General features: G+C 66.9%; 26 protein-coding genes and 1 pseudogene. 13 read left to right on the forward strand and 14 right to left on the reverse strand.

Translation table 11 applies throughout. The annotated features are described in order from the left end of the window. Nucleotides 1-91: 91 nt before the first annotated feature. Nucleotides 92-1315 carry an FAD-dependent monooxygenase gene (locus tag AB0L82_RS14780; RefSeq protein WP_364635540.1) on the reverse strand — a complete coding sequence of 408 codons (1224 nt, stop codon included), beginning with the start codon at nt 1313-1315 and terminating at the stop codon, nt 92-94. 9 nt (nt 1316-1324) lie between these two features. Then, nucleotides 1325-1759: an alpha/beta hydrolase fold domain-containing protein gene (locus AB0L82_RS14785; protein ID WP_364635543.1), complete on the reverse strand. Its 435-nt coding sequence runs from the start codon at nt 1757-1759 to the stop codon at nt 1325-1327. A gap of 109 nt (nt 1760-1868) precedes the next feature. On the opposite strand from AB0L82_RS14785, the gene AB0L82_RS14790 reads away from it, so the two are divergent. Together AB0L82_RS14790 and AB0L82_RS14795 are read left to right on the forward strand one after the other, a co-directional pair. Beyond that, the gene (locus AB0L82_RS14790; RefSeq protein WP_364635545.1) at nt 1869-3098 is read left to right on the forward strand and encodes an alpha/beta hydrolase fold domain-containing protein; all 1230 of its coding nucleotides are present in this window, start codon (nt 1869-1871) and stop codon (nt 3096-3098) included. Nucleotides 3099-3259: 161 nt separating this feature from the next. Further along, nucleotides 3260-4441: a cation:proton antiporter gene (locus AB0L82_RS14795; RefSeq protein WP_364635548.1), complete on the forward strand. Its 1182-nt coding sequence runs from the start codon at nt 3260-3262 to the stop codon at nt 4439-4441. Between the two features lie 49 nt (nt 4442-4490). Here the strand turns inward: AB0L82_RS14795 and AB0L82_RS14800 are convergent. The 3 genes and pseudogenes from AB0L82_RS14800 to AB0L82_RS14810 form a co-directional block, all read right to left on the reverse strand. Next, a pseudogene (locus AB0L82_RS14800) lies at nt 4491-5168 on the reverse strand (M23 family metallopeptidase); the annotation flags it as partial. Nucleotides 5169-5364: 196 nt separating this feature from the next. Then, entirely contained in the window at nt 5365-6162 is a 798-nt protein-coding gene (locus AB0L82_RS14805) for an RNA polymerase sigma factor SigF (protein WP_364635551.1), read from the reverse strand. Between the two features lie 132 nt (nt 6163-6294). Next, nucleotides 6295-7818 (reverse strand): HAMP domain-containing sensor histidine kinase, encoded by a 1524-nt coding sequence (locus AB0L82_RS14810; RefSeq protein WP_364635553.1) that lies wholly within the window; start codon nt 7816-7818, stop codon nt 6295-6297. Nucleotides 7819-7953: 135 nt separating this feature from the next. Between AB0L82_RS14810 and AB0L82_RS14815 the strand changes: the two genes are divergently transcribed. Beyond that, entirely contained in the window at nt 7954-8406 is a 453-nt protein-coding gene (locus AB0L82_RS14815) for a VOC family protein (protein ID WP_364635556.1), read from the forward strand. 73 nt (nt 8407-8479) lie between these two features. Beyond that, a complete protein-coding gene (locus tag AB0L82_RS14820; RefSeq protein ID WP_364635559.1) occupies nt 8480-9259 on the forward strand; it encodes an alpha/beta hydrolase in 780 nt (259 codons plus the stop codon). Nucleotides 9260-9291: 32 nt separating this feature from the next. Here AB0L82_RS14820 and AB0L82_RS14825 read toward each other — a convergent pair whose 3' ends face one another. Then, on the reverse strand, nt 9292-9966 hold the full coding sequence (locus AB0L82_RS14825; RefSeq protein WP_364636105.1) for a TetR family transcriptional regulator: 675 nt from the start codon (nt 9964-9966) through the stop codon (nt 9292-9294). Between the two features lie 77 nt (nt 9967-10043). Between AB0L82_RS14825 and AB0L82_RS14830 the strand changes: the two genes are divergently transcribed. The 4 genes from AB0L82_RS14830 to AB0L82_RS14845 all read left to right on the forward strand — a co-directional run bounded on the left by AB0L82_RS14830 (nt 10044) and on the right by AB0L82_RS14845 (nt 15087). Then, on the forward strand, nt 10044-11198 hold the full coding sequence (locus AB0L82_RS14830; RefSeq protein WP_364635562.1) for an NAD(P)/FAD-dependent oxidoreductase: 1155 nt from the start codon (nt 10044-10046) through the stop codon (nt 11196-11198). 356 nt (nt 11199-11554) lie between these two features. After that, complete coding sequence (locus AB0L82_RS14835; protein WP_364635565.1) at nt 11555-13069, forward strand: DNA mismatch repair protein MutS; 1515 nt, start codon at nt 11555-11557, stop codon at nt 13067-13069. Beyond that, a complete protein-coding gene (locus AB0L82_RS14840; protein WP_364635568.1) occupies nt 13066-14553 on the forward strand; it encodes a DNA mismatch repair protein in 1488 nt (495 codons plus the stop codon). The genes AB0L82_RS14835 and AB0L82_RS14840 overlap by 4 nt, the downstream gene beginning before the upstream one ends. An 81-nt stretch (nt 14554-14634) precedes the next feature. Then, entirely contained in the window at nt 14635-15087 is a 453-nt protein-coding gene (locus AB0L82_RS14845; RefSeq protein ID WP_364635571.1) for a hypothetical protein, read from the forward strand. Here the strand turns inward: AB0L82_RS14845 and AB0L82_RS14850 are convergent. The 4 genes from AB0L82_RS14850 to AB0L82_RS14865 all read right to left on the reverse strand — a co-directional run bounded on the left by AB0L82_RS14850 (nt 15078) and on the right by AB0L82_RS14865 (nt 19275). Next, on the reverse strand, nt 15078-16547 hold the full coding sequence (locus AB0L82_RS14850) for a hypothetical protein (RefSeq protein ID WP_364635573.1): 1470 nt from the start codon (nt 16545-16547) through the stop codon (nt 15078-15080). The genes AB0L82_RS14845 and AB0L82_RS14850 overlap by 10 nt on opposite strands. A gap of 22 nt (nt 16548-16569) precedes the next feature. Further along, a complete protein-coding gene (locus tag AB0L82_RS14855; RefSeq protein WP_364635576.1) occupies nt 16570-18174 on the reverse strand; it encodes an FMN-binding glutamate synthase family protein in 1605 nt (534 codons plus the stop codon). Between the two features lie 90 nt (nt 18175-18264). After that, nucleotides 18265-18576, reverse strand: a complete 312-nt coding sequence (locus AB0L82_RS14860) for a hypothetical protein (RefSeq protein WP_364635579.1) — start codon at nt 18574-18576, stop codon at nt 18265-18267. 90 nt (nt 18577-18666) lie between these two features. Continuing rightward, nucleotides 18667-19275 (reverse strand): hypothetical protein, encoded by a 609-nt coding sequence (locus AB0L82_RS14865; protein WP_364635582.1) that lies wholly within the window; start codon nt 19273-19275, stop codon nt 18667-18669. Between the two features lie 402 nt (nt 19276-19677). On the opposite strand from AB0L82_RS14865, the gene AB0L82_RS14870 reads away from it, so the two are divergent. Next, nucleotides 19678-20517, forward strand: a complete 840-nt coding sequence (locus AB0L82_RS14870; RefSeq protein ID WP_364635585.1) for a helix-turn-helix domain-containing protein — start codon at nt 19678-19680, stop codon at nt 20515-20517. On the opposite strand, the gene AB0L82_RS14875 is transcribed toward AB0L82_RS14870, so the two are convergent. Both AB0L82_RS14875 and AB0L82_RS14880 read right to left on the reverse strand, forming a co-directional pair. After that, nucleotides 20486-21301, reverse strand: a complete 816-nt coding sequence (locus AB0L82_RS14875) for an alpha/beta hydrolase (RefSeq protein ID WP_364635588.1) — start codon at nt 21299-21301, stop codon at nt 20486-20488. The genes AB0L82_RS14870 and AB0L82_RS14875 overlap by 32 nt on opposite strands. Nucleotides 21302-21410: 109 nt before the next feature. After that, nucleotides 21411-21653, reverse strand: coding sequence for a hypothetical protein (locus tag AB0L82_RS14880; protein WP_364635591.1), 243 nt, complete (start codon nt 21651-21653; stop codon nt 21411-21413). Between the two features lie 285 nt (nt 21654-21938). On the opposite strand from AB0L82_RS14880, the gene AB0L82_RS14885 reads away from it, so the two are divergent. After that, entirely contained in the window at nt 21939-23000 is a 1062-nt protein-coding gene (locus tag AB0L82_RS14885) for an alpha/beta hydrolase family protein (protein WP_364635594.1), read from the forward strand. Nucleotides 23001-23010: 10 nt separating this feature from the next. Here AB0L82_RS14885 and AB0L82_RS14890 read toward each other — a convergent pair whose 3' ends face one another. Next, entirely contained in the window at nt 23011-23466 is a 456-nt protein-coding gene (locus AB0L82_RS14890; RefSeq protein ID WP_364635597.1) for a MarR family transcriptional regulator, read from the reverse strand. A gap of 92 nt (nt 23467-23558) precedes the next feature. Here AB0L82_RS14890 and AB0L82_RS14895 point away from each other — a divergent pair, with 92 nt between their 5' ends. Further along, complete coding sequence (locus tag AB0L82_RS14895) at nt 23559-24341, forward strand: class III extradiol ring-cleavage dioxygenase (RefSeq protein WP_364635600.1); 783 nt, start codon at nt 23559-23561, stop codon at nt 24339-24341. Between the two features lie 27 nt (nt 24342-24368). Next, on the forward strand, nt 24369-24911 hold the full coding sequence (locus AB0L82_RS14900) for a DoxX family protein (protein ID WP_364635603.1): 543 nt from the start codon (nt 24369-24371) through the stop codon (nt 24909-24911). An 86-nt stretch (nt 24912-24997) separates the two neighbouring features. On the opposite strand, the gene AB0L82_RS14905 is transcribed toward AB0L82_RS14900, so the two are convergent. Beyond that, on the reverse strand, nt 24998-25171 hold the full coding sequence (locus tag AB0L82_RS14905) for a CsbD family protein (protein ID WP_364635606.1): 174 nt from the start codon (nt 25169-25171) through the stop codon (nt 24998-25000). Between the two features lie 301 nt (nt 25172-25472). Here AB0L82_RS14905 and AB0L82_RS14910 point away from each other — a divergent pair, with 301 nt between their 5' ends. Continuing rightward, nucleotides 25473-25736 (forward strand): DUF1214 domain-containing protein, encoded by a 264-nt coding sequence (locus AB0L82_RS14910; protein WP_364635609.1) that lies wholly within the window; start codon nt 25473-25475, stop codon nt 25734-25736. Nucleotides 25737-25778: the final 42 nt, after the last annotated feature.

Consider the following 25778-nt stretch of genomic DNA (forward strand, 5'->3'; position numbering starts at 1 on the left):
GCTTGAATCGCTAAGCGCCGCAGCCGAATGCCCCGCCCCTACCCATCGCCCCGCCCGGAAGTACGTTGCCGAGCGTTCGCGCGGGTGCGCATCAGCCCTGCGCCAGGGCCTCGAATCCCGAGTAGTCGTGCAGGGTGATGGCGTCGGCCTTGTGCAGGGACTTCGACATGAGGCCGCGCATGGGCTTGGAGGTCATCACCCGAACCGAGAGATTGCGCATGCGGATGGCCGCCCGGCTACCGGGCAGGAAACCGTTCACACCGCCCGGCGGCAGCTGCTGGCATTCGGTCACGTACGGGCGCAGTTCCTGCTGATAGCGGTCGAAGGCCGCCCGGTGGTCATCGCGGGAGCGGGCCAATTCACCGGCCAGGACGTACGCGCCGACCATGGCCATCGCGGTGCCGTTGCCCGAGAGCGGGGAGCCGCAGTAGCCCGCATCGCCGATCAGGGCGACCCGGCCGCGGGACCAGCTGTCCATCCGGGTCTGGCTGATGGTGTCGAAGAAGAAGTCCGGGGCCTGATCCATCACCTCGAGCAATCGCGGTACGTGCCAGCCCAATTCGCCGAACCGCTCGGTGAGAATGCGCTGCTGCGCCGCCTGATCGTGCCGGTCGTACACCAGATCCGTTGCCTTGAAACCGAACATGGCCTTGGCACTGGCCGGTCCTTCCGGCCGGATGGCGGCGAGCAGGCCGCCGGGCGCGTTGTACATCAGGAACCAGTCCTCGAGGTCGAGACCGTCCACGGGCACCGTGAAGTAAGACAGGTACGCACCCAGATGCCGGACGAATTCGGATTCGGGACCGAAGGCCAGGCGGCGCACCGTGGAGTGCAGACCGTCCGCGCCGACGACGAGATCGAAGACGCGCGAGGCATTGCGGCCGAAGTCGGCCACCACGCCGTCCGCGGTCTCGCGCAACTCGGTGATCGTATCGTCGAAGAGGTATTCGACACCGGATCGCGCTGCGGCATAGAGGATATCGGTGAGATCACCACGCAGGATCTCGATCTCGGCGACCGCGCCCGCACCATCGAAGAGTTCGGCGGACATACTCGCCGACCAGTCACCGACGGCGTCGACATAGGCCAGACCGCGCTCATGCACGCGGGCCCGCTCGATCTCGGGCAGGATACCCATGCGCTCGGCGACCTCCTTGGCGACGCCGCGCAGATCCACGGCCTGCCCGCCGGGACGCGGGGCGGGTGCGCGTTCGACGACGGTGACCTCGAATCCGTAGCGGCGCAACCAGTATGCGAGGGTCAGACCGGCGATACTGCCGCCGGAGATCAGCACGGTACGGGCGGTGGTATTCATCGGGTGCTCCTAAAGAGTGGGAATCATCAACTGGCGCAGGATGGGTGGCCAGCCCTGTTCATATGCGCGCCTGCGCACGGCGGTGGCGAGGGCGCTGCCCGCACCGCGACCGCCGATCAGCAGACGGTCCGGATCGGCGAGCAGGTCCGCCGCGTGTGCGGCGGCCCATTCGAGGGTGCGCATGGCATCGCGCTCGATGGCGGCGCGCTGCTCGGGTAGCAGGTCGTATCGCACCGCGAGGACGACGAAATCGCATGCGGCGCTCAAGGTCCGGCACAGCGCGTCGAGATCGATCGATCGGTTCGACGCACCGACCTCGAAGAGCGTCAGCAGTGCGCGCGGCGGGCCGGTGGGGCCGGGCCAGTAGATACGAGAGCCGCGGTCGACGATCGCGGACCGCAATCGCAGGTCGGCGACCCGGTGACGGGCCGGGGTGGAAGGCATGCCAGAACATTCGCATCGGCCCCGCGACCGAAGGAAGGTCCGAATGCGCATAGCAGTCTTGCGTCCACGGCATGACCGTTCGCGCCGGATCTGGGCAATACTGACGATCATGAACGCCCAGACCGGTGCGAACACGGCCGGAAGCCCGACCCCGCTCCCCAAGGCGCCCGATGCGATCGAGTTGCGCCACCTGCGGGCCTTCGTCACCGTCGCCGAGGAGCTCAATTTCGGCCGGGCAGCCACCCGCCTGTACGTTTCGCAACCCGCACTGAGCAGGCAGATTCGGGCACTGGAACGCCTGGTGGGCTGTGATCTGCTGCGGCGCACCACGCATCGGGTGGAGCTGACGCTGGCCGGGGAAGCGCTGCTGGATCGCGCACGGCGCATTCTCGGCGATGTGGACGAGGCGGTATCGGCAACCCGGGCGGTCGGCGGGGAGCTGCTGGCGCGAATCGCGCAGTACTGGGAGCCCTTCGGTGATCCGGATCCCGAATTGGGGGTGCTGCGAACGGCTTACGAGGACCTGCACGCGCAATTCCCGCCGCCGCCGGAGGTCACCGTGCGACCGGCCAACGCGGGCGGGGTGCCGAGTCTGCTGGTGCGGACCGAACAACCGAACGACACCACGGTGCTCTATCTGCACGGCGGCGGGTATATCGCGGGCTCGGCGTTCGGCTACCGCTCGCTCGCCGGTGCGCTCACCGTCGCCGCGAACAGCAGCACGCTCATCCCGGATTATCGCCTCGCGCCGGAACATCCGTTTCCGGCGGCCGTCGACGACGCCGTGAGCGCCTACCGCTGGTTGCTCGATACCGGTGTCGAGGCCGAGAACATCACGCTCGCAGGCGATTCGGTCGGCGCGCACCTGACCGTATCGGCCCTGCTGCGACTGCGCGAGGAACAGCTGCCGCAGCCCGCGGGCGTCGTATTGCTCTGCCCCGGAATCGATCTGCACTGCGGAACACTCGATGCCCAGCTACCGAGCGCGCAGCCGGGGACGGTGTCCGGGGCGCATTTCCACCGCCGCATCGTGCCCGACTATCTGGCCGGGCATCGCGACGATGATCCGATCGTCGCCCCGTTGCTGGCCGATCTGACGGGCCTGCCGCCGCTGCTCATCCAGGCCGGCACGGGTGACTCGCATCTCACCGACGCGCATCAGCTCCTCGACCACGCCCAGGCGCACGGGGTGACGGCCCGGCTCGAGCTCTATCCGGTGGAAACCCATAATTTCCACCTGTTCTGGTCGTTCCTGCCCGAGGCCGCGGATGCGCTCGAGCAGGCCGGAAAGTTCATCCGGGCGCAGACCGGACGGGCGCGGGTCCGGTCCAGCGCATAACCCTTCTACCACCACAATCACCCCTCGCCCGTTTTGCCCGATTAGGGTTGGGGCGTGAATATTGCAGCAACACAGATATTGCGCTCGTTCGTAGCACTGTTCGAGTTGAAGATGATCACCTCCGGCCCAGCCGGCCGCGATCTCACGGACGGCTGAGCTGAATGGTCGCGCATGAAACCGCACTGTCACTGGTTCAACTGGGCGCGGTGCTCTTCGGATTGGGATTGCTCGGACGATTGGCGGCGCGGATCGGGATGTCACCGATCCCGCTGTACCTGATCGGCGGGCTGGTGTTCGGCACCGGCGGGCTGATCGAATTGCAGCATGTGGACCAGTTCATCGAACTGGCCAGCGAGATCGGCGTGGTACTGCTGCTCCTGCTGCTCGGATTGGAATACACCGCAAGCGAATTGGTGACCGGGCTGCGCAGCTCCTGGGCCGCGGGCGTGGTGGATCTGATACTCAACGCGGTACCCGGCGTAGCGGTGGCGCTGATCCTGGGGTGGGGAGCCACCGGGGCGGTCGCCATGGCGGGCGTCACCTATATCTCCTCCTCCGGAATCGTCGCCAAGGTGCTCAATGACCTTGGGCGACTTGGCAACCGGGAGACCCCGACGATTCTGTCGATCCTGGTGTTCGAGGATCTGGTGATGGCCGGATATCTGCCGGTGCTCACCGCCATCCTGGCCGGGGCCGGATTCGCGGCGGGTATGAAGACGGTCGCCATCGCGCTCACCGCGGTCACCGTGGTGCTGGTGGTCGCGCTGCGCTACGGGAAGTACGTCTCCAAGATCGTCGACAGCCAGGACCGGGAGATCTTCCTGCTCAAACTGCTCGGCTCCGCCCTGCTGATCGCGGGAATCGCTTCCGCGCTACAGGTTTCGGCGGCGGTCGGGGCGTTCCTGCTCGGTATCGCCATCTCCGATTCCACCGCGCACAATGCCACCAAACTGCTGGAGCCGCTGCGCGATCTGTTCGCGGCGCTGTTCTTCGTACTGTTCGGGCTCAGCACCGATCCGGCGAGTATTCCGCCGGTGCTCGGCTGGGCGATCGTGCTGGCGGTGCTCACCGCCGGAACCAAGATCGCGACCGGATGGTGGGCGGCCGGGCGGGCCGGGGCTTCCCGCTACGGACGCGCTCGCGCCGGATCGGCACTGGTGGCGCGCGGTGAATTCTCCATCGTCATCGCGGGTCTCGCGGTCGCGTACGGGGCGGTGCCACCCGCGTTCGCGGCGCTCGCGACCACCTACGTGCTGATCATGGCGGTACTGGGACCGGTCGCGGCGCGATTGATCGAACCCGCGCTGCGGTGGGCGGATCAACTGCGCGTGCGCACCGCCTGACCACGATCGCCGCCGGTGGCCCGCTCGACGCGGGCGGCCACCGGGGCGGTCAATCCCGTTCGGGGCCCAGCGAAATGCCGCGACTGGCCAGCCACGGCAGCGGATCGACCTTGTCCGCGCCATTGAGCCACACCTCGAAATGGCAGTGCGGGCCGGTGGAGAAACCGCGATTGCCGACCGTGGCGATCTGATCACCCGCCAGCACCCGCTGACCCACATCGACCGTCGCGGTATCGACATGCCCGTAGACGGTGATGGTGCCGTCATCGTGCTGAAGCCGCACCCACATGCCGAAACCCGAGGCCGGGCCCGCGCTGATCACCTTCCCGTCCTCGACGGCGTAGATCGGCGTTCCGATCGGGGCGGCGATATCCACGCCCAAATGTTCCGCGCCCCAGCGCGAACCGAAACCCGAGGTGAAGGTGCCCTCGGCGAATTTCACGAACAGCGGGCGCAGTTTCGAGGCGGCGCGGGCCGCGATATCGGCCTCGAATTGCTCGCCATTGCGCAGAATGTCTTGGAAGTCTTCGGGATTCTCCACCTGGGCGGCATCGAGAATCTCCGGGAAATGCGCATCGGTGCCATCCAGGGTGGCCGGCTGTAAGGCCGCCAACTCCTCGGTGGCCGAAGTGTCCACCGGTTGTTCATGGGCTTGCTGCATACCGGCCTGCGTGGCGGCCACAGCCGCGCCCGCGGCCACCGCGGCTATCACCGCGCGACCGCGCAGTACCTTGATCGCGGGCTGGCGCCGGTGCGCACCCCGGCCATTCTGAATCCCGGAAGTATTGCCGTGCAATAGAACTGCGCCTCCAACCTCGTTCTGCCCTGAGTCGGCCGCGAGACCGTAACAGACGAAGCTGTGAGTCGTTCCCAGGAAACCATATGGACCGGAGCGCCGGCACCGTGCGTGAGTGGCGGCCGGATTACGCGGTGCGCGCGAACTCCTCCGGGCCGAGTGCTTGTTCACGCAGGTCGGACAGGGTGCGCGTGAGCAATCGCGAAACCTGCATTTGCGAGACGCCCAATCGCTTGCCGATCTCGGACTGGGTCCGATTCTCGAAGAAGCGCCAGTGCAGAATTTGGCGTTCGCGCGCGGGCAATTTCGCCAGCAGCGGGCCCACCGCGAGCGCGTTCTCCAGCAGCCGATAGGACGGCTCCTCCGCGCCGAGCGTGGCGACCAGCGGGGATTCCCCGGATTCGCTATCGCGGGTCGCGTCGAGCGAACTCGCCTGATACGCATTGCGGGCCACCAAAGCCTTGGTGACCTCGGCCAATTCGACCTCGAGTTCGGCGGCGATCTCCCGCGCGGTGGGCATGCGCTCCAGCCGTTGCGCCAGCACCTCGACCGCCGGGGCGATACGCCCCTGCAATTCCTTGGCACTGCGCGGAACTCGCACCGACCACGTGTTATCGCGGAAATGCCGCCGCACCTCACCCATTACCGTCGGCACCGCGAAGGACAGGAACGAGCTCCCGCGCGTCACATCGAAGCGGTCGACGGCCGCCACCAATCCCATCGACGCCACCTGGTGCAGATCGTCGAATTCCTCACCGCGGCCCTTGTACCGGCGCGCGATATGCTCGGCCAGCGGCAGGCACAGTTCGATGATGCGTTCGCGCAACACCTCCCAGTGCGGGTCAGCACGATCGAGCTGCGACCATTCGGTGAACCGCACCTCGATATCGTCATAGCTGTCCTTGGTGGCTATCGCCTCGTTCATGAAGTTCCTCACTTCTCTACGAATCCGACAGATACCGAGTACCCACTCGTTCGTTATCAAAACGTAATCAGTCCGAATTGATCTCTACCTGCGGGTATCCGAGGGCGAAAACGCCGCGATCGCGGCTCGGCGTCAGCTCGTGGCGGGCGTGCCCGGCGGCACCTCCCGCGGCAACCGGACCGTGAAGGTCGCACCCGCGCCCGGGGCGGTGTCGACCGTCACCCGGCCACCGTGCGCGGCCACCAGGGCCTGCACGATGGACAGGCCCAGGCCGGTGCCGCCGCTGGCGCGAGTGCGCGAGGTATCGGTGCGATAGAAGCGTTCGAAGACCCGCATGGCGGCGTCAGGGGTAAGGCCCGGACCCTTGTCCTCGACATCGATCCGTACCTCATCGGGAGACGGTGTGAGCCGCACCGTGATCGGGGCCGGGGCGGGCGTATGGGTCAGGGCGTTGCCGACCAGATTCGCCAGCACCTGCCGCAAGCGGGCCTCATCGCCGACGACCTGGAGGGTGCCCTCCCCCGGGCACACCTCGAGCTTGATCGGCCGGGCGGGGGCATCGGCGGTCGCCTGCTGGCGCGCGGCGATGGCCTGGGCGTTGTGCACGGCGTCGGAACCGATCGTCAGCAGATCCACCGGCTTTCGCTCGAACGGGCGGTTCGCGTCGACCCGGGCCAGCATGAGCAGATCCTCGACCAGCAGACCCATCCGCGCGGCCTCGGCCTCGATCCTGGTGAGAATTCCGGCGGCGTCGGCGCTCGCGCCCTGCCGGTAGAGCTCGGCGAAACCTCGAATGGTGGTCAGCGGAGTGCGCAGTTCATGGCTGGCGTCGGCGATGAAGCGGCGCATCTTCGCCTCCGAACGCCGGGCGGCCTCCTCCTGTGCCTCGGTCGCGGCCACGCCGTGCTGGATCTGGGCCAGCATCTCGTTGAGTGAACGGGCCAGATGATCGACCTCGGTATCGACATTGCGCACCGGCACCCGGCGATGCAGATCACCGCCCGCGATGGCCGCGGCGGTCTCCTCCACCTGGCGCAGCGGGCGCAGACTGCGGCGCACCACCAGATAGCCGCCGGTACCGAGCACCAGCAAAGCCGTTATACCGGTTGCCAGTTCGAAATAGATCAGGCCGGAGATGGTCTCGCGGTTCTCGGCCAGCGAGATGCCGATGGTCGTCGAGCCGTACTCGTTGGCGATGGTGAGCACCCGCCAGCGCGGCATGGACTCATCGGTGGAGCGCACCGTGGCCGGGCCGTCGCCGTGCAGATCCGACAGCGCGGGGGTCGAATCATCGCCTCCGGCAAGGAATTCCGAATACACCGTGCCATCCGGGCCCTTGCGCAGTTCATAGAATCGGCGGGGCTGTTCGCCCGTCGTCTTCACCGGTTGCGGCGGACGCGGCGCATCGGTGGGCACCCACACCGCACGACCGTCCTCGGTGGTGATCTGCTTCATCGCGCGCGGCTGCGCCCAGCCGCGCGCGGCGTCGAAGAGTTGCTCATCGGTTCGCGAGGTCAGCGAACGCGATAGGGCGGAGGTCAGCGCCACCCCCGAGGCGAAGAGCACCAGAGCCGCGAGCGCCACCATCGCCACCACCAAGCCGATTCGGAGCGGCACCGAGGAGGCCCGCCGAGCCAGCGTCTTCCGCAGGTTCACGTCCCGCTCAGCCCCGGTTCCGAATCGTTGTGCCACACCATCATGGCTAGATGGTGGCGTTGGCAACCTCGGTGACGCTGTATGTGCGCTGGGCGTTTCCTGTGAATCGCCCGCCGGGACGCTATAACAGTCGGTATGGCATTGAATTGGAAGCTCGTCATCGACAGCGCGGACGCCCCGGTCCTGGCCGATTTCTGGGCCGCCGCACTGGAATACGAGGTCGAGGATCCGAGCCCGCTCATCGAACAATTGCTCGCCGCGGGGCACCTGCCGCCGGAGGCCGTTCGAGAACACAATGGCCACAAGACTTTTCGCGGGCTGGCGGGGATCCGGCATCCCGAGGATCCGTTCGATCCGCTCAGCGGCGCGGGCCACGGCCGGCGACTGCTCTTCCAGGACGTGCCCGAACCCAAATCCGTGAAGAATCGCCTGCACATCGATGTGCACGGTGTGCCGGGTGAACTGGAAGCGCTGGTCAAGCGGCTGGAGAGCCTCGGGGCCGAGCGCGTGCACGAGGTCGACCAGGGACCAGCCGGGCACTGGTGGGTCATGCGCGATCCCGAGGGCAATGAATTCTGTGCCGCCTAGGTGACACGGAATTGCGCGCCGGATAGGTATAGCGTTTCATTCGTCAACTGCCCGCTGGGACAGGAGAACGATCATGCGGATACCGACAACACTGCGGACCGGCGTATTGAGCGCGGCGGCCGTCCTGGGGCTCACCGGGGTCACCGCGCACGCGGAACCCGCCCTGCCGACCGTCGTCCTGGTGCACGGGGCGTTCGCGGACGCCACCAGCTGGGACGGCGTCGCCGCGAAATTGCGCGCCGACGGATATCGAGTCGTGGTGCCCGACAACCCATTACGCGGACCCGCCAATGACGCGGCCGCCATCGAGCGCACGCTGAACGGACTATCCGGGCCGATCGTGCTGGTCGGGCACTCCTACGGCGGCACGGTGATCACCAATGTGTCCGACCCGAAGGTCACCGCGCTGGTCTATATCGCGGGATTCGCGCCGACACCGGGCGAGCCCGCGCTGCTGGAGATCAATCCGGTGCAATTCCCGGGCAGTCGACTGCTGCCGCCCGCACTATCGGTCAAGGTGGCCAACGGTGGCCTCGACGCCTATGTCGATCCGGCGTACTTCCACGAGGTGTTCGCCCAGGACGTCTCCGATGCCACGGCCGCGGACATGATCGCGCATCAGCGCTCGCTGGCGCTGACCGCCAATCTCGAACCGTCCGGTCCCGCCGCCTGGTCGAATACGCCCAGCTGGTATCTGGTCTCCAGCCAGGACCAGGTCATTCCGCCCGCGTCCCAGCGCTATATGGCACAGCGCATGCACGCGCACACCAGCGAGATCACAGCCTCGCACGCCTCCCTGGTCTCGCAGCCCCTCGCGGTCGCCGATGTCATCGAACAGGCCGCCCGCGGCTGATTCCGAGCATGCCGGGACGGTAGACCACCCGGCTATCGGAGCGTGTCGATACCCGCCAGGATGAGGTCGATACCGGCGCGGAACTGCGCCCGATCGTCATGGTCGGCCAGTTGCGCGGCGATCCTGTGCACGAAGGGGTACCGCTCCGGATCGTGCCGGGTCCAGCGCTCCGCGACCGCGGTCAGAAAGGCCGCGCGATCGGTTTCGCGGGCTATCCGCGCGCCCGCGGCGTACTGACCCGCGAGGCCGTGGATGTAGTTCACCAGGGCGGAAGCCGCGTCGAATTGCGCTGCTTCGGGCACGCCGAGTGCCTCGAGCTGTCCGCCGACACCCTCCAGAATCCGCATATTCGCGGAATGCCATGGCTCACTGGAGAGTTGGGCTCCCACCCACGGGTGGGCGTCGATCGCATCGAAGACGCCCAGGGCGACGGCGCGGATGGATTCGCGCGGTTCCGCGCCCGCGGGCACCTCGGTCATGACCCGGGCGATGATGTCGTCCGCCGCGGCGGCGAGCAGATCGTTCTTGTTCGCGACATGCCAGTAGATCGCGCCGCTGCCGGTGGCCAGGCGGGCCGAGAGCGCGCGGAAGGTGAGCGCGGCCTCGCCCTCGGTATCGAGGATCGCTATCGCGGTCTCGACGATCCGCTCCTTGGACAGTGCGTCCGCGCGGCGTTCGGGCCGCTGCTTCTTGGTCGTCACAATCATCATCTTGACATGTCTGGAACGTTGTTCCAAACTGATTTGTGGAACAACGTTCCAGAGAGCTTCGGAGGGAGCGCGTCATGACGACATCGATCACCATCATCGGAGCGGGACTGGGCGGCCTGACCCTGGCTCGCGTCCTGCGCGTACACGGCATCACCGCCACCATCTACGAGGCCGAAGCCTCCGCCGCCGCCCGCACCCAGGGCGGTCAGCTGGACATCCATCAGGACGACGGGCAGTTCGCGCTCGAGGCGGCCGGGCTCACCGACGAATTCTGGGCGATCATCCACGCCGGCGCGGAGGCGCAGCGCGTATTCGACCGGGACGGCCGGCTGCTGCTCGATGTCGCCGACGACGGACTGGCGACCCGGCCCGAGGTGCTGCGCGGGGAGTTGCGGCAGATCCTGCTCGATTCACTGCCCGAGGACACGATTCGGTGGGGTCACAAGGTCACCGGCGTGCGCCCGCTCGGCGACGGGCGACATGAACTCACCTTCGCGGACGGTTCGACCGTGATCAGCGATCTGCTCGTGGGCGCGGACGGCGCGTGGTCCAAGATCCGGCCGCTGCTCTCGGACGCGACGCCCGAGTACATCGGCACCACCTTCATCGAAACCTATCTGTACGACGCCGATCAGCGGCATCCCGCCATCGCCGCCATGGTCGGCGACGGTGCGATGTACGCGGCCACTCCCGGCAAAGGCATTACGGCGCACCGGGAATCGGGCGGCACGCTGCACACCTATGTGCAGCTCAACCGTTCGGCCGCCTGGATCGCGGATATCGATTTCACCGACGCCGCCGCGGCGACCGCGTGCATCGCGGCCGAATTCGACGGCTGGGCACCGGAACTCACCGCGCTCATCACCGAGGGAGAATCCACACCCGTGCCGCGCATGATCCACACCCTGCCGGACGGACATCACTGGGACCGGACGCGCGAGGTGACGCTGATCGGCGATGCCGCCCACCTCATGCCGCCCTCCGGCGACGGCGCGAACCTGGCCATGCTCGACGGCGCGGAACTCGCACTCGCCATCGCCGCGCACCCCGGCGATATCGAGGCCGCCCTGACCGCGTACGAGGCGAGCATGTTCCCGCGCAGCGCCGCGTTCTACGCGGACGCGCACGAGATCCTCGACCTCTGCCTCGGTGATCGCGCGCCGTACGGACTCGTCGATCTGTTCAACGGTGTGCCGCAGCCCGACCCCGAACCGTCCGCCCGGTCCTGACAGGCCGCCCGGCACGTCGCCGACACCCCGGGCCACACCGCAAGTTGGCACGAATGGTCATCAACTGGCCATTCACGCGCTCGTGTCCCCGCCACTACAGTGATCGACGGTCCACAAGCTGTGCGGTTATTGCTCGGTAGCTCATCCGATCAGAGGTGGCGAAAACAACAGTGGCAGTGACGAATACACATCAGTTGCTGAGCGAGGTGCTCTCCAGATACGGGAGCGTCGAGGAATTCTGCTCACGCCTTCGCGGCGATGGCGAAACCACCACCGAATTACCGCGCATCAGCATCGAACCGGACACCGGGGGGCGGCACCGCCGTCACGATACGGCCTGACAGGAGTGCGAATCGATGGACTTCGGCAGCATTCTGTGGGGCCATGCCGATGCTGCCGGGCCGGAGACGGCCGAGGATACGACGCTCACCGATCTGAATCTCGATCAGGTCTTCGCGGCCACCGGCGGCGCGGAACACCGGGCGGCGCAGTACCGGCCGCTCCGCGATATCGCACTGGTCGAATTTCGGCAGCGGGTATTCGGTGATCTCGAGGATGACGCGGTCCGTTCGGTCTTCGAGGCCTTCGTCGACGGGATGCGTTCGGTGCGCGCGCATCTGGAGCGCGCGGGACGGCTGACCCATCCGCAGCAGCGCAACCGCTGGCAGATCGACGCCGAGGCGGTGTACTGCCGGACGGTGCGCGGGATGAGCATCGCGCTGCGGGGACTGCCGCTGCACTCGACCGGATTGCGGGAATGGGCGGCGTGGCTGTCCGGCTACGTCGATCTCGACTCGTTCCGCGGCTTCGCCGAGGACGGGGCGGGGGTGCGCGCGGAGCTCGATGCCGTGCGCTATTCGGTGCAGGTGACCGGCCGCCAGCTGGTCATCGACCGGTACGGCGGGCAACCCGATTTCAGCGAGACCATCGCGGCGGCCTTCGCACGGTTCCGGCCCGAGGGTGATCCCGCCCGGTCGCCCGCGGTGGATCCATGGCCGGATATGAACGAGGTCGAGGAGCAGGTCATCGCGGCCGTCATCGATCAGCATCCGGCCGTCTTCGAACGGCTGGGCCGCCATGCCGAGCGGTATCGGGATTTCATCGATCCGGTCATCGCGCGGTTCGACGCCGAGGTGCGCTTCTACCTCGACTATCTGCGCCTGGTGCGCGGGCTGCGCGCCCGCGGTATGCCGTTCTGCTATCCGGAGGTCACGGCCGAGTTCGCCGGGATCGAGGTGGTGGACGGTTTCGACGCGGCGCTCGGCTTCGCCCTCGCCAAACGGCAGGCGACCGTGGTGCGCAATGGTTTTCGGCTCGACGGCCGCGAGCGCGTGCTCGCGGTCACCGGCCCCAATCAGGGCGGGAAGAGCACATTCGCCCGCATGGTCGGGCAGTCGCTGTATCTGGCCGCGCTCGGCTGCCCGATTCCCGGGACGCGCGCGCGAACCATGCTGCCGGACAGCGTGTTCACGCATTTCATCCGCGCGGACGATATCGAGGATCCGCACGGCGCACTGGCGCAGGAGCTCACCCGCATGCGCGATATCCTGGACCGGCTCACCGCGCGCAGTGTGGTCGTGCTGAACGAAAGCTTCAGTACCACCACCGCTTCCGATGCCGTGGCGATCGGCGCGGACGTGGTCGGGCGCATCATCGAACGCGGCGCGATGGCGGTGTACGTGACCTTCCTGGACGAACTCGCCACCGTCCGGCCGGAGGTGGTCAGCATGGTCGCGGGCGTGGAATCCGGTGATGATCCGGTGCGCACCTTCCGAATCGAACGCCGACTGCCCGACGGCCTGGCTTACGCGGCGGCGGTCGCACAGCGACACGGGCTGACCTACCACGAGATTCGTGCGAGGATTCGATGATTCCGATCGGCCTGCTGCATCCGCCCGGCGCGATCGTGCACGGTGCGCGCAATGGTGCGGCGCTCACCGATGATCTCGGCCTGGACGAGCTCTACGCGGCCATGGCGGCCGGTGACGAATTCATCGCCCAGGTCGTGAAAACCGTTGTGCCCGTATGCCTCACCGATTGCGCGATCATCCGGCACCGGCAGGGTGTGCTCGCGGACTGCTGCGCCGATCCCGATCTGCCGCGCGCCCTCTACGCGGTGACCGCCGCCGCGACCACGGTACGGCGCTGGACCACCGGGCGCACCCGCGAACCGCGCGGCAAACTGGGGCTGGCGCTGCAACCGCTGGAGGCGCTGATCGGCCACCTGCGGCAACTGCGGCAGACGCTGGAGAAATACGCCGCATCCTGTACCTCGGACGGGCTGCGGCGCTTGCGGCGGGTACTGGCCGAGCAATTGGACGAGGACTATCTCGCGCGGCTCGAACAGCATGTGGCCGCACTGTATTTCGAGCACGGTATCCATTTCAGCGCGGCGCTGGGCACCGGCAACAAGGCCGATCGGATCATGCTGCACGAGCCGCCGGCCGCCGCGAAACGGTTGCGGCTGGGCCGCCGTTCCGGGACCGCGTTCGAGGCCTTCGACAATTTCGAATTCCATGACGGCGATCCGCTGCGGGCGGTCATCGAACCCCCGCTGGACGGCGTCGCCGAGGTGATCTCCCGGGTCACCGACAATGTGCAGGATTTCTTCCGGCAGCTGCGCACCGAACTGGCCTTCTATCTCGGCGGGGTGAATCTGCACGAGCGGCTGACCCGGTCCGGTACGCCCGTCTGCTTCCCGGAACCGGTCGCGGCGGGCGCGAATCTCATGCGCGCCACGGATTTGCGTGATGCGGTGCTGTGCCTGAACGCGTCCGAGGTGATCGGCAATGACATCGACGCGGACGGCTCGACCCTGGTGGTCGTCACCGGAGCCAACAGCGGCGGCAAATCGACCTTCCTGCGCAGCGCCGGGACCGCGCAACTGCTGATGCAGGCCGGAATGTTCGTCACCGCCAAGACATTTCGCGCCGATGTCCGCGAGGGCATCTTCTCGCATTTCGTGCGCGCCGAGGATCCGACCATGACGCACGGCCGCCTCGACGAGGAGCTGTCCCGCATGGGCGAGATCATCGACGCCCTCACCCCGGGCGCGCTGCTGCTGTGCAATGAACCCTTCGCCTCCACCAATGAGCGCGACGCGGCCGCCATCGCCGATCCGATCATCTCCGCACTGCTCGATTCCGGCGTCAAGATCATCCTGGTCACCCACCTGTACGAGTTCGCGCACCGCCGCCATCTCGCCGCGCACGGCACCGATCTGTTCCTGCGTGCCCGGCGCGATGCCGAGGGCAGGCGCACATATCGGCTGACCGCCGGTCCGCCCGAACCCACCAGTCACGGCACGGATATTTTCCGGGGCGTCTTCGGCGCGGCGGACCTCGAGAGCGACTAAACGCCGTTTACCAATGGCTTTTCCCGGCATCCGAAACCGGTTACATTCGCGATCGACGGTGCGGGCGATACGAGGAGAGTCATGAACACGAGCGAGCTGACGGCGTTCGAACTGGGTATCGACACCCGGATCACCCTGGCCGCCGCCGGGCTGCTGTTCCTGCTGGCGCTGCTGCTCGGGGTCTGGAAGTACGAGCAGATCCGCACCTCCCCGGACGCGACCGCACATGTCTACGTTGATATCGCGCACCGCGCGACCCTGCTCTACTCCTTCGCCACCCTGCTGCTCGCGGTGTTCACCGAGCTCAGCAGCTGGCCGACCGCGGTGAATCTGACCGCCGATATCGTGGTGCTGATCTTCTTCGTCGCCGCCATCGCCGCCTATATCGTGCACGGCCTGCTGCGGGACACCACCAACCAGTTCCACGGTCAGACCGGCAAGATCGGTACCAATGTCTCGATGATCGCGCTGATCATCGGCGAGGTCGGCGGATTCGGGGTGCTGTTCGCCGGATTCATCGCCGGTCAGTTCTGATATTCGGCCAGAGTGCAGGCCAGATCCAGATTGTCGACCGTGGCCAGATAGGCGGGCGGTTTGACGGGGGCACCGAGGTCGCCGAGTTCGTTCAACAGGGCGATATGCGTCGACCAGGTGATGCCCGGCTGCTCGTGCAGGAGAGGAGCGAGTGCGCGAATGGCATCCGCGGCCTCGAGTTCGCCCAGCGTGTGAATAGCGGTGTGGCGGATCACTTCCCGGGGGTCGGTGCGGGCCAGTTCGACCAGGCGATCGATCGCCTCCGGCGCGGGCGCGTGCGCGGCATAGGTGCGCAACGCCTCATAGGCCGCCGTTCCGGTGGCCGTCGCGAGGTATTCCCATGCGGTGGTGGCGATTCGGGAGTCGACCGGCAGCAGGACCAATGAGTACATGGCGGCCTTGCGGACCGTGAAACTGGGATCCGCGGTGAGTGCCAGCAGTATGCCGGGATCGGACCAGCCGACCAGCACCGCGCACGCGCACTCCCGCACGAGTGGATCGGGGTGCGCCGCCAACCGCTCGGTCAGCCTTGCTCGTGCGCCGGAATCGTAAACGCCCCAGTCGATTCGGCGCAGGGTTCCGGTCATCTCCAGCCAATCCTGATCCGGAGTGCCGAGGATCGCGGTCACCGCCTGCTCCGATAACACCGCCGGTGGTTGCGGGGGCGTGGATGGATGCGGCGCATGGTCCGGCCGCGACGGGCGCAGCAGATCGGCCACCGGCCGCACCCACTCGTGCAGTGCGGCAGCTTCTTTCGCGTCCGCGGTGTGAACGGACGATTCGAACTGGGCACGCAGATCCTCGAATGTCTCGAGCGCCGCGGCGCGGACCCCCGCGTCATCGGAATCCCGGAGTTCGGCGACGGCGCGCAGCACCCGGCGGGTCGGGTAGTAGCGCAGGGTGTTGACGGCTACCGCCGCCAGTTCGGCCGAACGATCCCGCGCCGCCGCGAGCAATCCCTCCTCGGCGGCGACGGGCTCGTCCCAGAGCAGCGTTTCCGCCGCCACCGCGCGTATGTCGCGATCGCGATGATCGAGGGCGCGAATCAGTACCGGCATGAATTCGGGCTCACCGAAACCGAAGCTCATCGCGGCCAGGGCGTCCCGCTGGAGCGGATGCGAGTCATCGGCGGCGACCGGGATGAGCAGATCGGCCTCGGTGCGGCCCATCAGGCACAGCGCGTGCCGCATGACGATCGGATCCCCACTCCCCCACCAGGTCCGGCGGAGCGCGGGCGTGGAGACATCCTCGTAGGCAACGACCACATCAGAGGCCCGCGTCCGAATCGGTTCGGGCACTTGGGTATCGAGCACCATGGCGGTCAGCGGCTCGATGGCGCGATAGTCCTCGAGCGCGGCCAGCGCCTGGAGCGCATCGACCCGATCCGAGGCCGGGGCATCGGCGTCCCCGGCCCGGGCGAGCAGGTCGAACGTTCGGGTCCGATCGTGTGCGGCGGCCATCCGCTCAGAATGACATGCCCGGCTACCGATCCAGGCCAGCGAATTGCGGGCGGAACGAATCCGGATCGGCGGCCACCCAGTCCAGCACCCACGTCGCGGGCGGATCCTCCAGCAACTGGTTCGGGGTGAGCCATTCGTAAAGCTCCGCGTAGGAGCGCTGTTCGGTCGGCGAGATGCGCTTGCGCAGCAGATGCGGGGTCAGTTGCGCGATCTCCGAGACGCCGAGCGAAGCCATGATCTGCGCGGCCTGCATGGTGGTGGCCCGCTGATAGTGGAACACCCGCTCGCTCTTGTCCGCGACGTCGAGGGCGCGGGCGCGGCGTGGATCCTGGGTCGCCACGCCCACCGGGCATTCATTGGTGTGACAGCGCTGGGCCTGGATGCAGCCGACCGCCATCATCATGGCGCGCGCGGCCATGGTGAAGTCCGCGCCCTGGATGAGCCGTTTGACGATGTCATTGCCGAGCGCGATCTTGCCGCTCGCGCCGAGTTTGATTCGATCGCGCAGCCCGGCGCCGACCAGTGCGTTGTGCATGATCATCAGGCCATCGGTGAGCGGCAGCCCGATATGGTCCTCGTACTCCAAAGGCGCTGCGGCCGTGCCGCCTTCGGCGCCGTCGATGATGATGAAATCGGGGGTGCTGCGCTCGGCGAGCATGGCCTTGCACAGCGCGAGCACTTCCACGCGCGAGCCGACGCAGAGTTTGAAACCGATCGGCTTACCGTCGGAGAGTTCCCGCAATCCGGCGATGAAGCGGATCAGTTCGCGCGGGGTGGAGAAGGCCGAATGCGCGGCGGGGCTGACGCATTTCTCGTGTACGGGCACGCCGCGGAATTCGGCGATCTCCGGGGTCACCTTGGCCGCGGGCAGCACTCCACCCAGCCCCGGCTTCGCGCCCTGGCTGAGTTTGATCGATACCGCTTTGATCCGCTCGTGCGCGACCCGGTCCTTGAACCGCGCGGGATCGAAATGTCCATCGCCGGTACGGGTTCCGAAATAGCCGGAGCCGATCTCCCACACCAGATCGCCGCCGCCGTCCAGGTGATAGGGCGTGAGCCCGCCCTCCCCGGTATCGTGCGCGAAACCGCCCAGTGCCGCACCGCGATTCAGCGCGCGCAGCGCATTGGCCGACAGCGCGCCGAAGCTCATGGCCGAAACATTCAGCAGTGCCATGGAATACGGCCGCGTACAGTCCGGGCCGCCGATCAGCACCCGCGGCGGTTCGGCGGGCTGGGGCACCGGGGCGATGGAGTGCACCAGGTATTCGTAGCCGACCGCTTCGACATCGCGTTCGGTGCCGAAGGACAGCTCACCATTGATGCCCTTGGCGCGCTCGTAGATCATGGTCCGCACATCGCGGTCGTACGGGCGGCCGTCGTAATTGCGCTCGATGAAGTACTGCTGCAATTCCGGCCGCAGACTCTCCAGCAGATAGCGCATATGCCCGAGCACCGGATAGTTGCGCAGGACCGAATGCCGCGTCTGGATCACGTCGTAGACGCCCACCACGAGCAGCGCCACCAGGATCACCAGCAGGACGTACCAGGCCCAGGAGCCGATGGCGGCGGCCACGCCGACCGCGAGGACGGCCGTGGCGAGAAACCCGATCAGGAAAAATCGGAGCATGACCGTCCTCGGATCGCTGGGCTGGCGTACTCCGGCAGCGTAGCGAGCGTTGCTGTGAGCGGGCAGCCGAAACCGCCGGGCGAAACCGGATCAGGCCCTGCGATCCACCGCGGCCCAGGCGGTCAGCGCGACCGCGCTCGATACCACCGCCACCGACGGCCAGGCGCCGATCTTCTTGGCCAGCGGATGCGAGGCGCCCATCGCCCCGATAGACAGGCCGGTCAGCGCGGCCGCGCCGCCGACGCCGATCGTCTTGTGCCACTGCGGAATCGCGGCGGCGGTACCCGCGGCGAAGACCACGCCGCCGAGTTGCCGCTGTTTCGTGGCCTGCGCGAGCGCGAAGCCGCCCACCAGACTGCCTGCCGCGAGCAACGACGTTGGTACCGCGGGAATTCGAGCCATCTGACTACCTCCATCTCCGAGCTGTCCATCCGAACACCTCGACGATAACCGGAGGAATCACCGCCGTTTCATTGGGGCGGGCAGCCCCGATCAGAGCACGCAGATCTCATCGCTCGCATTGAGCAGAGCGGCGGCGATGCGGCGGGCCTCCGGCGCGGTGACCTCGGTGGGTTCGTCGTCCTGAATGACCAGCGCGATCACGATCCGCCTGCCGAGACGAGTATCCCTGGCACACAGGCGGATTCGAATCTCGGCGTTCCAGCGATGCGGACCCTCGACCGGAATCGAGGCCGCCCGGCCGTGATGCGACAGCTCCACCAGCGGATCCTGTTCGAGGGCGCCGTCATGCTGCACACACCAGGGCGGGCACTCATCGGCCAGCAGCAGCGTATCGGGCAGCACCCGGTAGTCCCAGAGATCGGCCACCGCGATGAGCGTATCGGCGACCCGGACCGCCTGATCCTCGGTGAGTTCGGCATGTGCGCGGGTGGGGGCGACCAGATCGATCCAGTTGTGCCGCAGACCGTCACAGTCGTGCGCGTTCAGCTGTACGAAGACAGCGGGCAATACCGGACGCGGTTGCGGGCCGACCAGCACCGACATTTCCTGTCCGCCGTGCCGCCCGCCGTCGTAGGGGTCGAACGGGTCCGGATCCTCGTGCTCGACGCACCATGCTGGACAAGGTAGAACAACGGTCATCTTCTCGGCCCCCGGATCAGCCGCAGCACGGCCCGTTCGCGAGGACTGCGCCCCCTTCGCGCAGCCCTCGCGCCGGAACTCCCGCACGGCGCCGGGCGGGCGAACTGTGAGGTGCGACACAGCCGAGGCACTAGCGAAATGTGCTGTACTGCAGTGCAATTGCCCTTCACTTCGGCCCCGATCAGAGATCGCGACCGCAGGCAATCCCATCACGGGAGATCGCGCCGGTAAAGGTGTGTGAGACACGCTGACAAGAGGTACCTCTGGCCAGAGGGTGATGCGGGGTATGGCCGCAGGGCGGCACCGAGCGGCGAACGAGATTCGAACTTTCGGGGCGAGGTTCATGAACCGGAACAGATGGTCGCTCGGTCGAGGGGCCGCCCAACGGGTAGTGTCCTGATCGTGAATGCTGGCCACTCCGCGCCGGGGGGATTCATAGCCGACCAGCTGCTGGCCCCCAATCTTGCCGATTTCGTCCGAACCCACCGCACCTTTCCGCGACCGCCCGAACATCCGCGGGGGCTCAGCCGCCCCGCCCTGGCCGCCCGCTGCGATGTCAGCGCCAGCTATATCGCCCAGATCGAGCAGCGCGAGAAGGTGTCACCCAGCCCCGAGGTCGTGGACGCGATCGCCCGCGCACTGGAACTCACCCCGGCCGAACGACAGCACATGCACAATCTCGCGGCCCCCAAGACCCCCGGTCCGCGCACGCACGACCCGATGCCCGTCACCGCCATGCTCACCCTGATCACCGATGACCTGCGCGCCGCCGCGGACGATCTCATGCCGCACCTGTCCGGTTATATCGACGAGCGCTGGAATGTGCTGTGGGTCAATGAAACCTACGATCGCGCATATCCCCGGCTGCTGGATGTGGTCAATATCCTGGTGTGGTTCTTCCTGGTGCCCGAATCACGCCGGGTGATGCTCGAATGGGAGGACGAGGCGCGCCTGACGGTGAACTGGTTCCGCTGGCATATGGGCCGCTACCAGGACCCCGAATGGGCGATGGAACTGCTCGCCCAGCTCAGCTCGTGCGAGGAGTTCCGGACCATGTACCTGGCCGAGCGGGTGGATTTCGAACGGCATCAACCGCTCATGCATCTGCGCGATCCGGACACGCTCGAGCCGTACAGCGTGCGCGTCCGGATTACCGATGTGCCGGGTGTCGACGCGCCATTTCAATGGTTCATCGGCATCCGGCAGCCGTTCAACGGACCGGCGAGCTTGTTAACCGAGTGAGGAACTCCCCCAGCGCGTCGTTGACCAGGTCGGGCGCGGTCCAGTTGGCGGCGTGCCCGGCATCGGGAATGGTCACCACCGGACCCGAGGCGGGCAATCCAGCCGCCAGCGCCGCGGACTTCTCCGCGGTACTGGAACCATCGTGCTCACCACGCAGAACCAGTGCGGGACAGGTGATCTCGGCGAGCCGATCGAGCAGCGACTCGCGCTCGATCAGGGTCTGCGCGGCGGCGCGGATCGCGGTGCGGTCGCTCGCGGCCCACTTGTAACGCCACGGCGACTGATCGACCACGGTACCGCCGATGAGCTGACCGGCCAGCCCCTCGGACAGCTGGCCGATCGGCACCTCGGGATTGGTCCACGCGGCGAACAGACCGCGATACTCCTCCCGCTGCTCCTCCGGGGAATCACCGGCCTCGGTATCGAACAGCAGCAGCGCGTCGACGCGTTCGGGAGCCAGCAGTGCGGCGCGCAGCACCGCGTACCCGCCCTGCGACATGCCGCCGAGTACGGCGTGCTCGACGCCCGCGGCGTCCATCACGGCGAACATATCGCGCGCCGAATCCCAGTAGGTGAAGGACTGCTCGGGGTCCGAATCGGTCGCACCGTGGCCGCGCGCGTCCCAGCACAGCACCCGGAATCCGCGCGCCTCCAGGTATTCGGCCTGCGGCGCGAACATCGACAGGTCCATGAAGAACCCGTGACCCAGCACCACGGCCGGCCGGTCCTGACCACCGGAATCGGTGTAGAAGATACGGGCACCATCGGTACTTACGTACGGCATGGCCGTAGCGTAGCCGGGCGGTGCGTGCTTGTCGCGGCCCGGGCACACTCTGTGCAGAGGTGGATCGTGAGCGCGGTGGAATGCGAAAGCCGCAGTGGCTCAAGTCGAATCACTCGATGATCCAGTGCGGATGCAGTGCGGCGATATGCGCGTCGACGGCGGCCCCGACCCGATCGCGCCAGCCCGGATTCGCCTGCGTGGTGTTCTCGTCGTGGAACCATGGACAGCCGGGCACCGGACAGACGAATCGGTACGTGCCGAAATCATCGACGCGCCCGCCGGGGCTGAAACGCCAACTACCCGTTTCGGTTCCGTCCAGAGACCCGGCGGAGGGTGTGATCTCGTCTCCCACTCGCACATGCGATCACAGAACGGTGCGCACGTACCACTTGCGTACCGCGCGGTACGTGATGCGCCTCGGCGCCCTGTCCGATTCATCCGATCGCCACGTGCGCTGCGTCACACAAAGTTTAAGCAACTATTTAGCAACGTTTCCGTGGCGCATGACGATAGGTGTTCGAGCGAGCGTGGTGACGGAAACTGCCTCCGGCGCCGCGCTCGCTCCGCGCCCGGTGCGGGGACCGGATCCGAATGGCCCTGCGGTCACCATGACCGCTCGAGCGAGAGGACCCGATCGATGAGATCGATTCGCGGTAGAACGAATTCGACCGAAAGACGCGGCGGCCCGATACGGCGAACAGCGCTGTTTCTGGCATTGGCGCTGCTCATCCCCTTGGGGACTACCGTTTTGGGCAGTGGCGCGAAAGCGTCTGCGGCGTTCAATCCCGCCGCGTTCGACTTCTGGGTGGACTCACCCTCGATGGGCCCCATCAAGACTCGCGTGCTGCGCGCCGCGGACGGCAATACCAATCGGGTGGTCTACGCCCTCGACGGCATGCGCGCGGGCGAAGGTCTGAACGGCTGGGAAATCGAGACCAATGTCGCGGAGACGCTGGCATCGTGGAACATCAACGTGGTCATGCCCGTGGGTGGTCAATCGAGTTTCTACACCGACTGGAACGCACCCAGCGAATTCCTGGGTATCCCCGCGGGCACCGGCTCGGCCAATACCGGCTCCGGTGCGACCGATGCCCTGTCGGGTGGTCCGGGTAAGAGCTACCGCTATACCTGGGAGACCTTCCTGACCAATGATCTGCGCTGGGCACTGCGCGATCGACTGGGTTTCAACCCCAACCGCAATGGCGTCTTCGGCCTGTCCATGGGCGGCAGCGCGGCCCTGACCCTGGCCGCCTACCACCCGGATCAGTTCAGCTTCGCCGGTTCGTATTCCGGCTACCTCAATATCTCCGCGCCCGGTATGCGCGAGGCCATTCGACTGGCCATGATCGATGCCGGTGGCTACAACGTCGATTCGATGGCTCCGCCGTGGGGACCGCAGTGGCTGCGGATGGATCCGTTCGTCTTCGCACCGCAGCTGGTCGCCAATAACACCCGGGTCTACGTGGCCGCGGCGAGCGGACGGCCCACCGCCATGGACGGCCCGAATATGGGCACCGTGAACGGTATGGCGCTGGAAGCGCTGGCACTGGCCAACACTCGCGCCTTCCAGGTCCGGATGGCTTCGCTCGGCGCGGGCAATGTCTCGTACTCGTTCCCGGCCTTCGGCATTCACGCCTGGAACAACTGGCAGGACGAGGCGTACCGGATGATCCCGGACCTGTCCGCCAGCATCGGCTAGGACACCCCGGCTAGGACCCGGCGAGGCGGTTGCCGACCTCACCCAGGCCATCGGCGATGGCCTGCTGCTGCGCGGGCGTGAGCACATCGATCAGCGCCCGGCGCACGGTGTCGACATGACCGGGCGCGATCTCGGCCAGCCGTTCCCGGCCCGCGTCGGTCAGCACCGCGAGCACCCCGCGCACATCGGTGGGGCAGTTCTCGCGCCGCACCAGACCGGCCTTCTCCAAGAGCGTGACCTGATAGTTCAGGCCGCTCTTGGAGGTGTAGAGGGCATCGGCGAGTTCGGTCATGCGGACCGCACCGCCGGGGGCCTCGGCCAGCCGGACCAGCACCTCGTACTGGGTGTGCGAGAAACCCTCCTGTTTGAGGTGTCGTTCCACCTCGCGCCCCACCAGCGCCCCGGCTGCCAGGAAGCTCTGCCAGGTCCGCATCTCGCGATCGTTCAGCCATTGTGGATCGTGCACAACCGCCAGCATAGCCCCGGTTGTTCAAATTTGAACAGCCTGCTAGCGTACTAGTTGTTCAAATTTGAACATCACCGGCGGAGGAGAACGCGATGACAGGCGAGGATCGGGCGATGCCCGTGCTGTACCTCTCGCACGGAGCACCGCCGTTGGCGGATCATCCGCGCTGGCCCGGCGAATTGGCCGCCTGGGCGGATGCGCTGCCGCGGCCGCGCGCGGTGCTGGTGGTGTCAGCGCACTGGGAGACCGCACCGATCGCGCTGGGGGCCACCACCGTGACCCCGCTGGTGTACGACTTCGGCGGCTTCGAAAAGCGTTATTACGACGTCACTTACGCCGCACCGGGCGCGCCCGAACTCGCGGCCGAAGTGCGCGCACTGCTGAGCGGACCCGGTACGACCGTGCAGGATTTCCCGGATCGCGGGCTGGATCACGGGGCCTATGTGCCGCTCAAGGAGATGTATCCGGACGCTGACGTGCCGATCCTGCAACTGTCGATCCCGACCCTGGATCCGCGGACGCTACTGGAGGTGGGCCGCAGGCTCGCACCGCTGCGCGCACAGGGTGTGCTCATCGTGGGCAGCGGGTTCTTCACCCACAATCTGCGCGCCATGACCGGCGATGACGAGCACGCCTATTCCTTCACCGTCGAATTCGATCAGTGGGGCCGGGAAGCGCTGGCCGCCAACGATATCGACGCACTCCTGAACTTCCGGCACACCGCACCGGGAGCCGAACTCGCGCATCCGCGCACCGAACACTTCGCGCCGCTGTTCGTCGCCCTCGGGGCCGGCGAGTCCGATCTGGACACCGTCCGCACCGTCATCGACGGTTACTGGTTCGGCATGGCGCGTCGCTCCATCCAACTCGGCTGATCCCGGCCCTCCGCGAAAGGCGTTCTCATGTCCACGATTTCCGCGCTGACCAAACCCGCCGCGATCGGCGTCGACACCACCCGCACCGCACCCTACGACCTGGGACTGCTGATACTGCGCCTGGTGGTCGGGTTGACCATGGCCGCGCACGGTGCGCAGAAACTGTTCGGCTGGTTCAGCGGCGGCGGTATCGACGGCACCGCGGCCTTCTTCGATTCGAGCGGTTACCCCGCCGCGCGCACCATGGCCGTAATCGCCGGTCTCACCGAGACTTTCGGCGGTCTGGGCTTGGCGCTGGGCTTGCTGACCCCACTCGCGGGTGCGGCCGTGGTCGGCACGCTGCTCAATGCGCTCGCGGTCAAATGGGGTGGCGGGTTCTTCGCGCCCAAGGGCGTGGAATACGAACTGCTGCTGACCGCGGCGGCGGCCACGCTGACCCTCACCGGCCCGGGCGCCTGCGCGCTGGACCGATACCTGCCCGCACTCCGCACACCGCGCCTGGCCTACGGCCTGGCCGCACTGGTGCTTGCCGTGGTGTCGGCGGGGCTGGTGCTGCTCATCCGCACCTAGGACATCGCGATCACGCCTACCCCGAAAACCGCAGTGCCCGGACACCTTCGGGGTCCGGGCAGCACGATTTCGGGGCGGGCCCCGGGTCAGTGCTTGAAAGCGTCCTTGACCTTCTCACCCGCGTCCTTGAAGTCGGACTTGACCTGGTCGGCCTTGCCCTCTCGCTCCTGTTCGCGATCGCCGGTCACCTGACCGAGCTTCTCCTTGGCCTTACCGGCGATTTCCTCAGCCTTGTTCTTGGCCTTATCGGTGGCACTCATGTGTCATTCCTTCCATCGAGCGAACTCGGTGAGCCGGGAATCGACCCGAAAGGGACCTACCCGGCTATCCGGTGACGAAACGGGCGAGGCCCGCACGGGACAGATCACCCGCTGTGGGTGAGCCGCCTGACCTGGAGCGATGCCACGCTCGCAGTCGTGAAGAAACTCATGATGATCTCCGGCCTGGCCGCCGCCGTACTGCTGGGGTGGCAATCCGCTGCGGGACGCGGTCCACCTCACGGTCACCCCGGCCGGGAACGACGGCGCGACGGACTGCACCCCGCACGTGAAAGACGTTCCGGTGAAAGGATTCTGGTCGATCAGCCGGTACAACGCCGAGGGCTACTTCCAAGCCAACCCGCTGAACGCCTATTCGATCAACGACGTCACCGCCGCGACCAATCCGGGTGGCTCGGTCGACATCCGTTTCGGCGGTTGCGACGCGCGACGCGGCAATTGCCTGCCGATCATGCCGGGGTGGAACTACATGGTTCGACTCTACGAACCGCAGCCCTCGATACTGAACGGGCAGTGGACATTTCCCCAGCCCACACCGGTGCGATAGCCCATCGGATATGATCTTGCAATTGTTAGACGAAATCGTTCA

This window comes from Nocardia sp. NPDC052001 (assembly GCF_040680615.1).
Lineage (GTDB): Bacteria > Actinomycetota > Actinomycetes > Mycobacteriales > Mycobacteriaceae > Nocardia.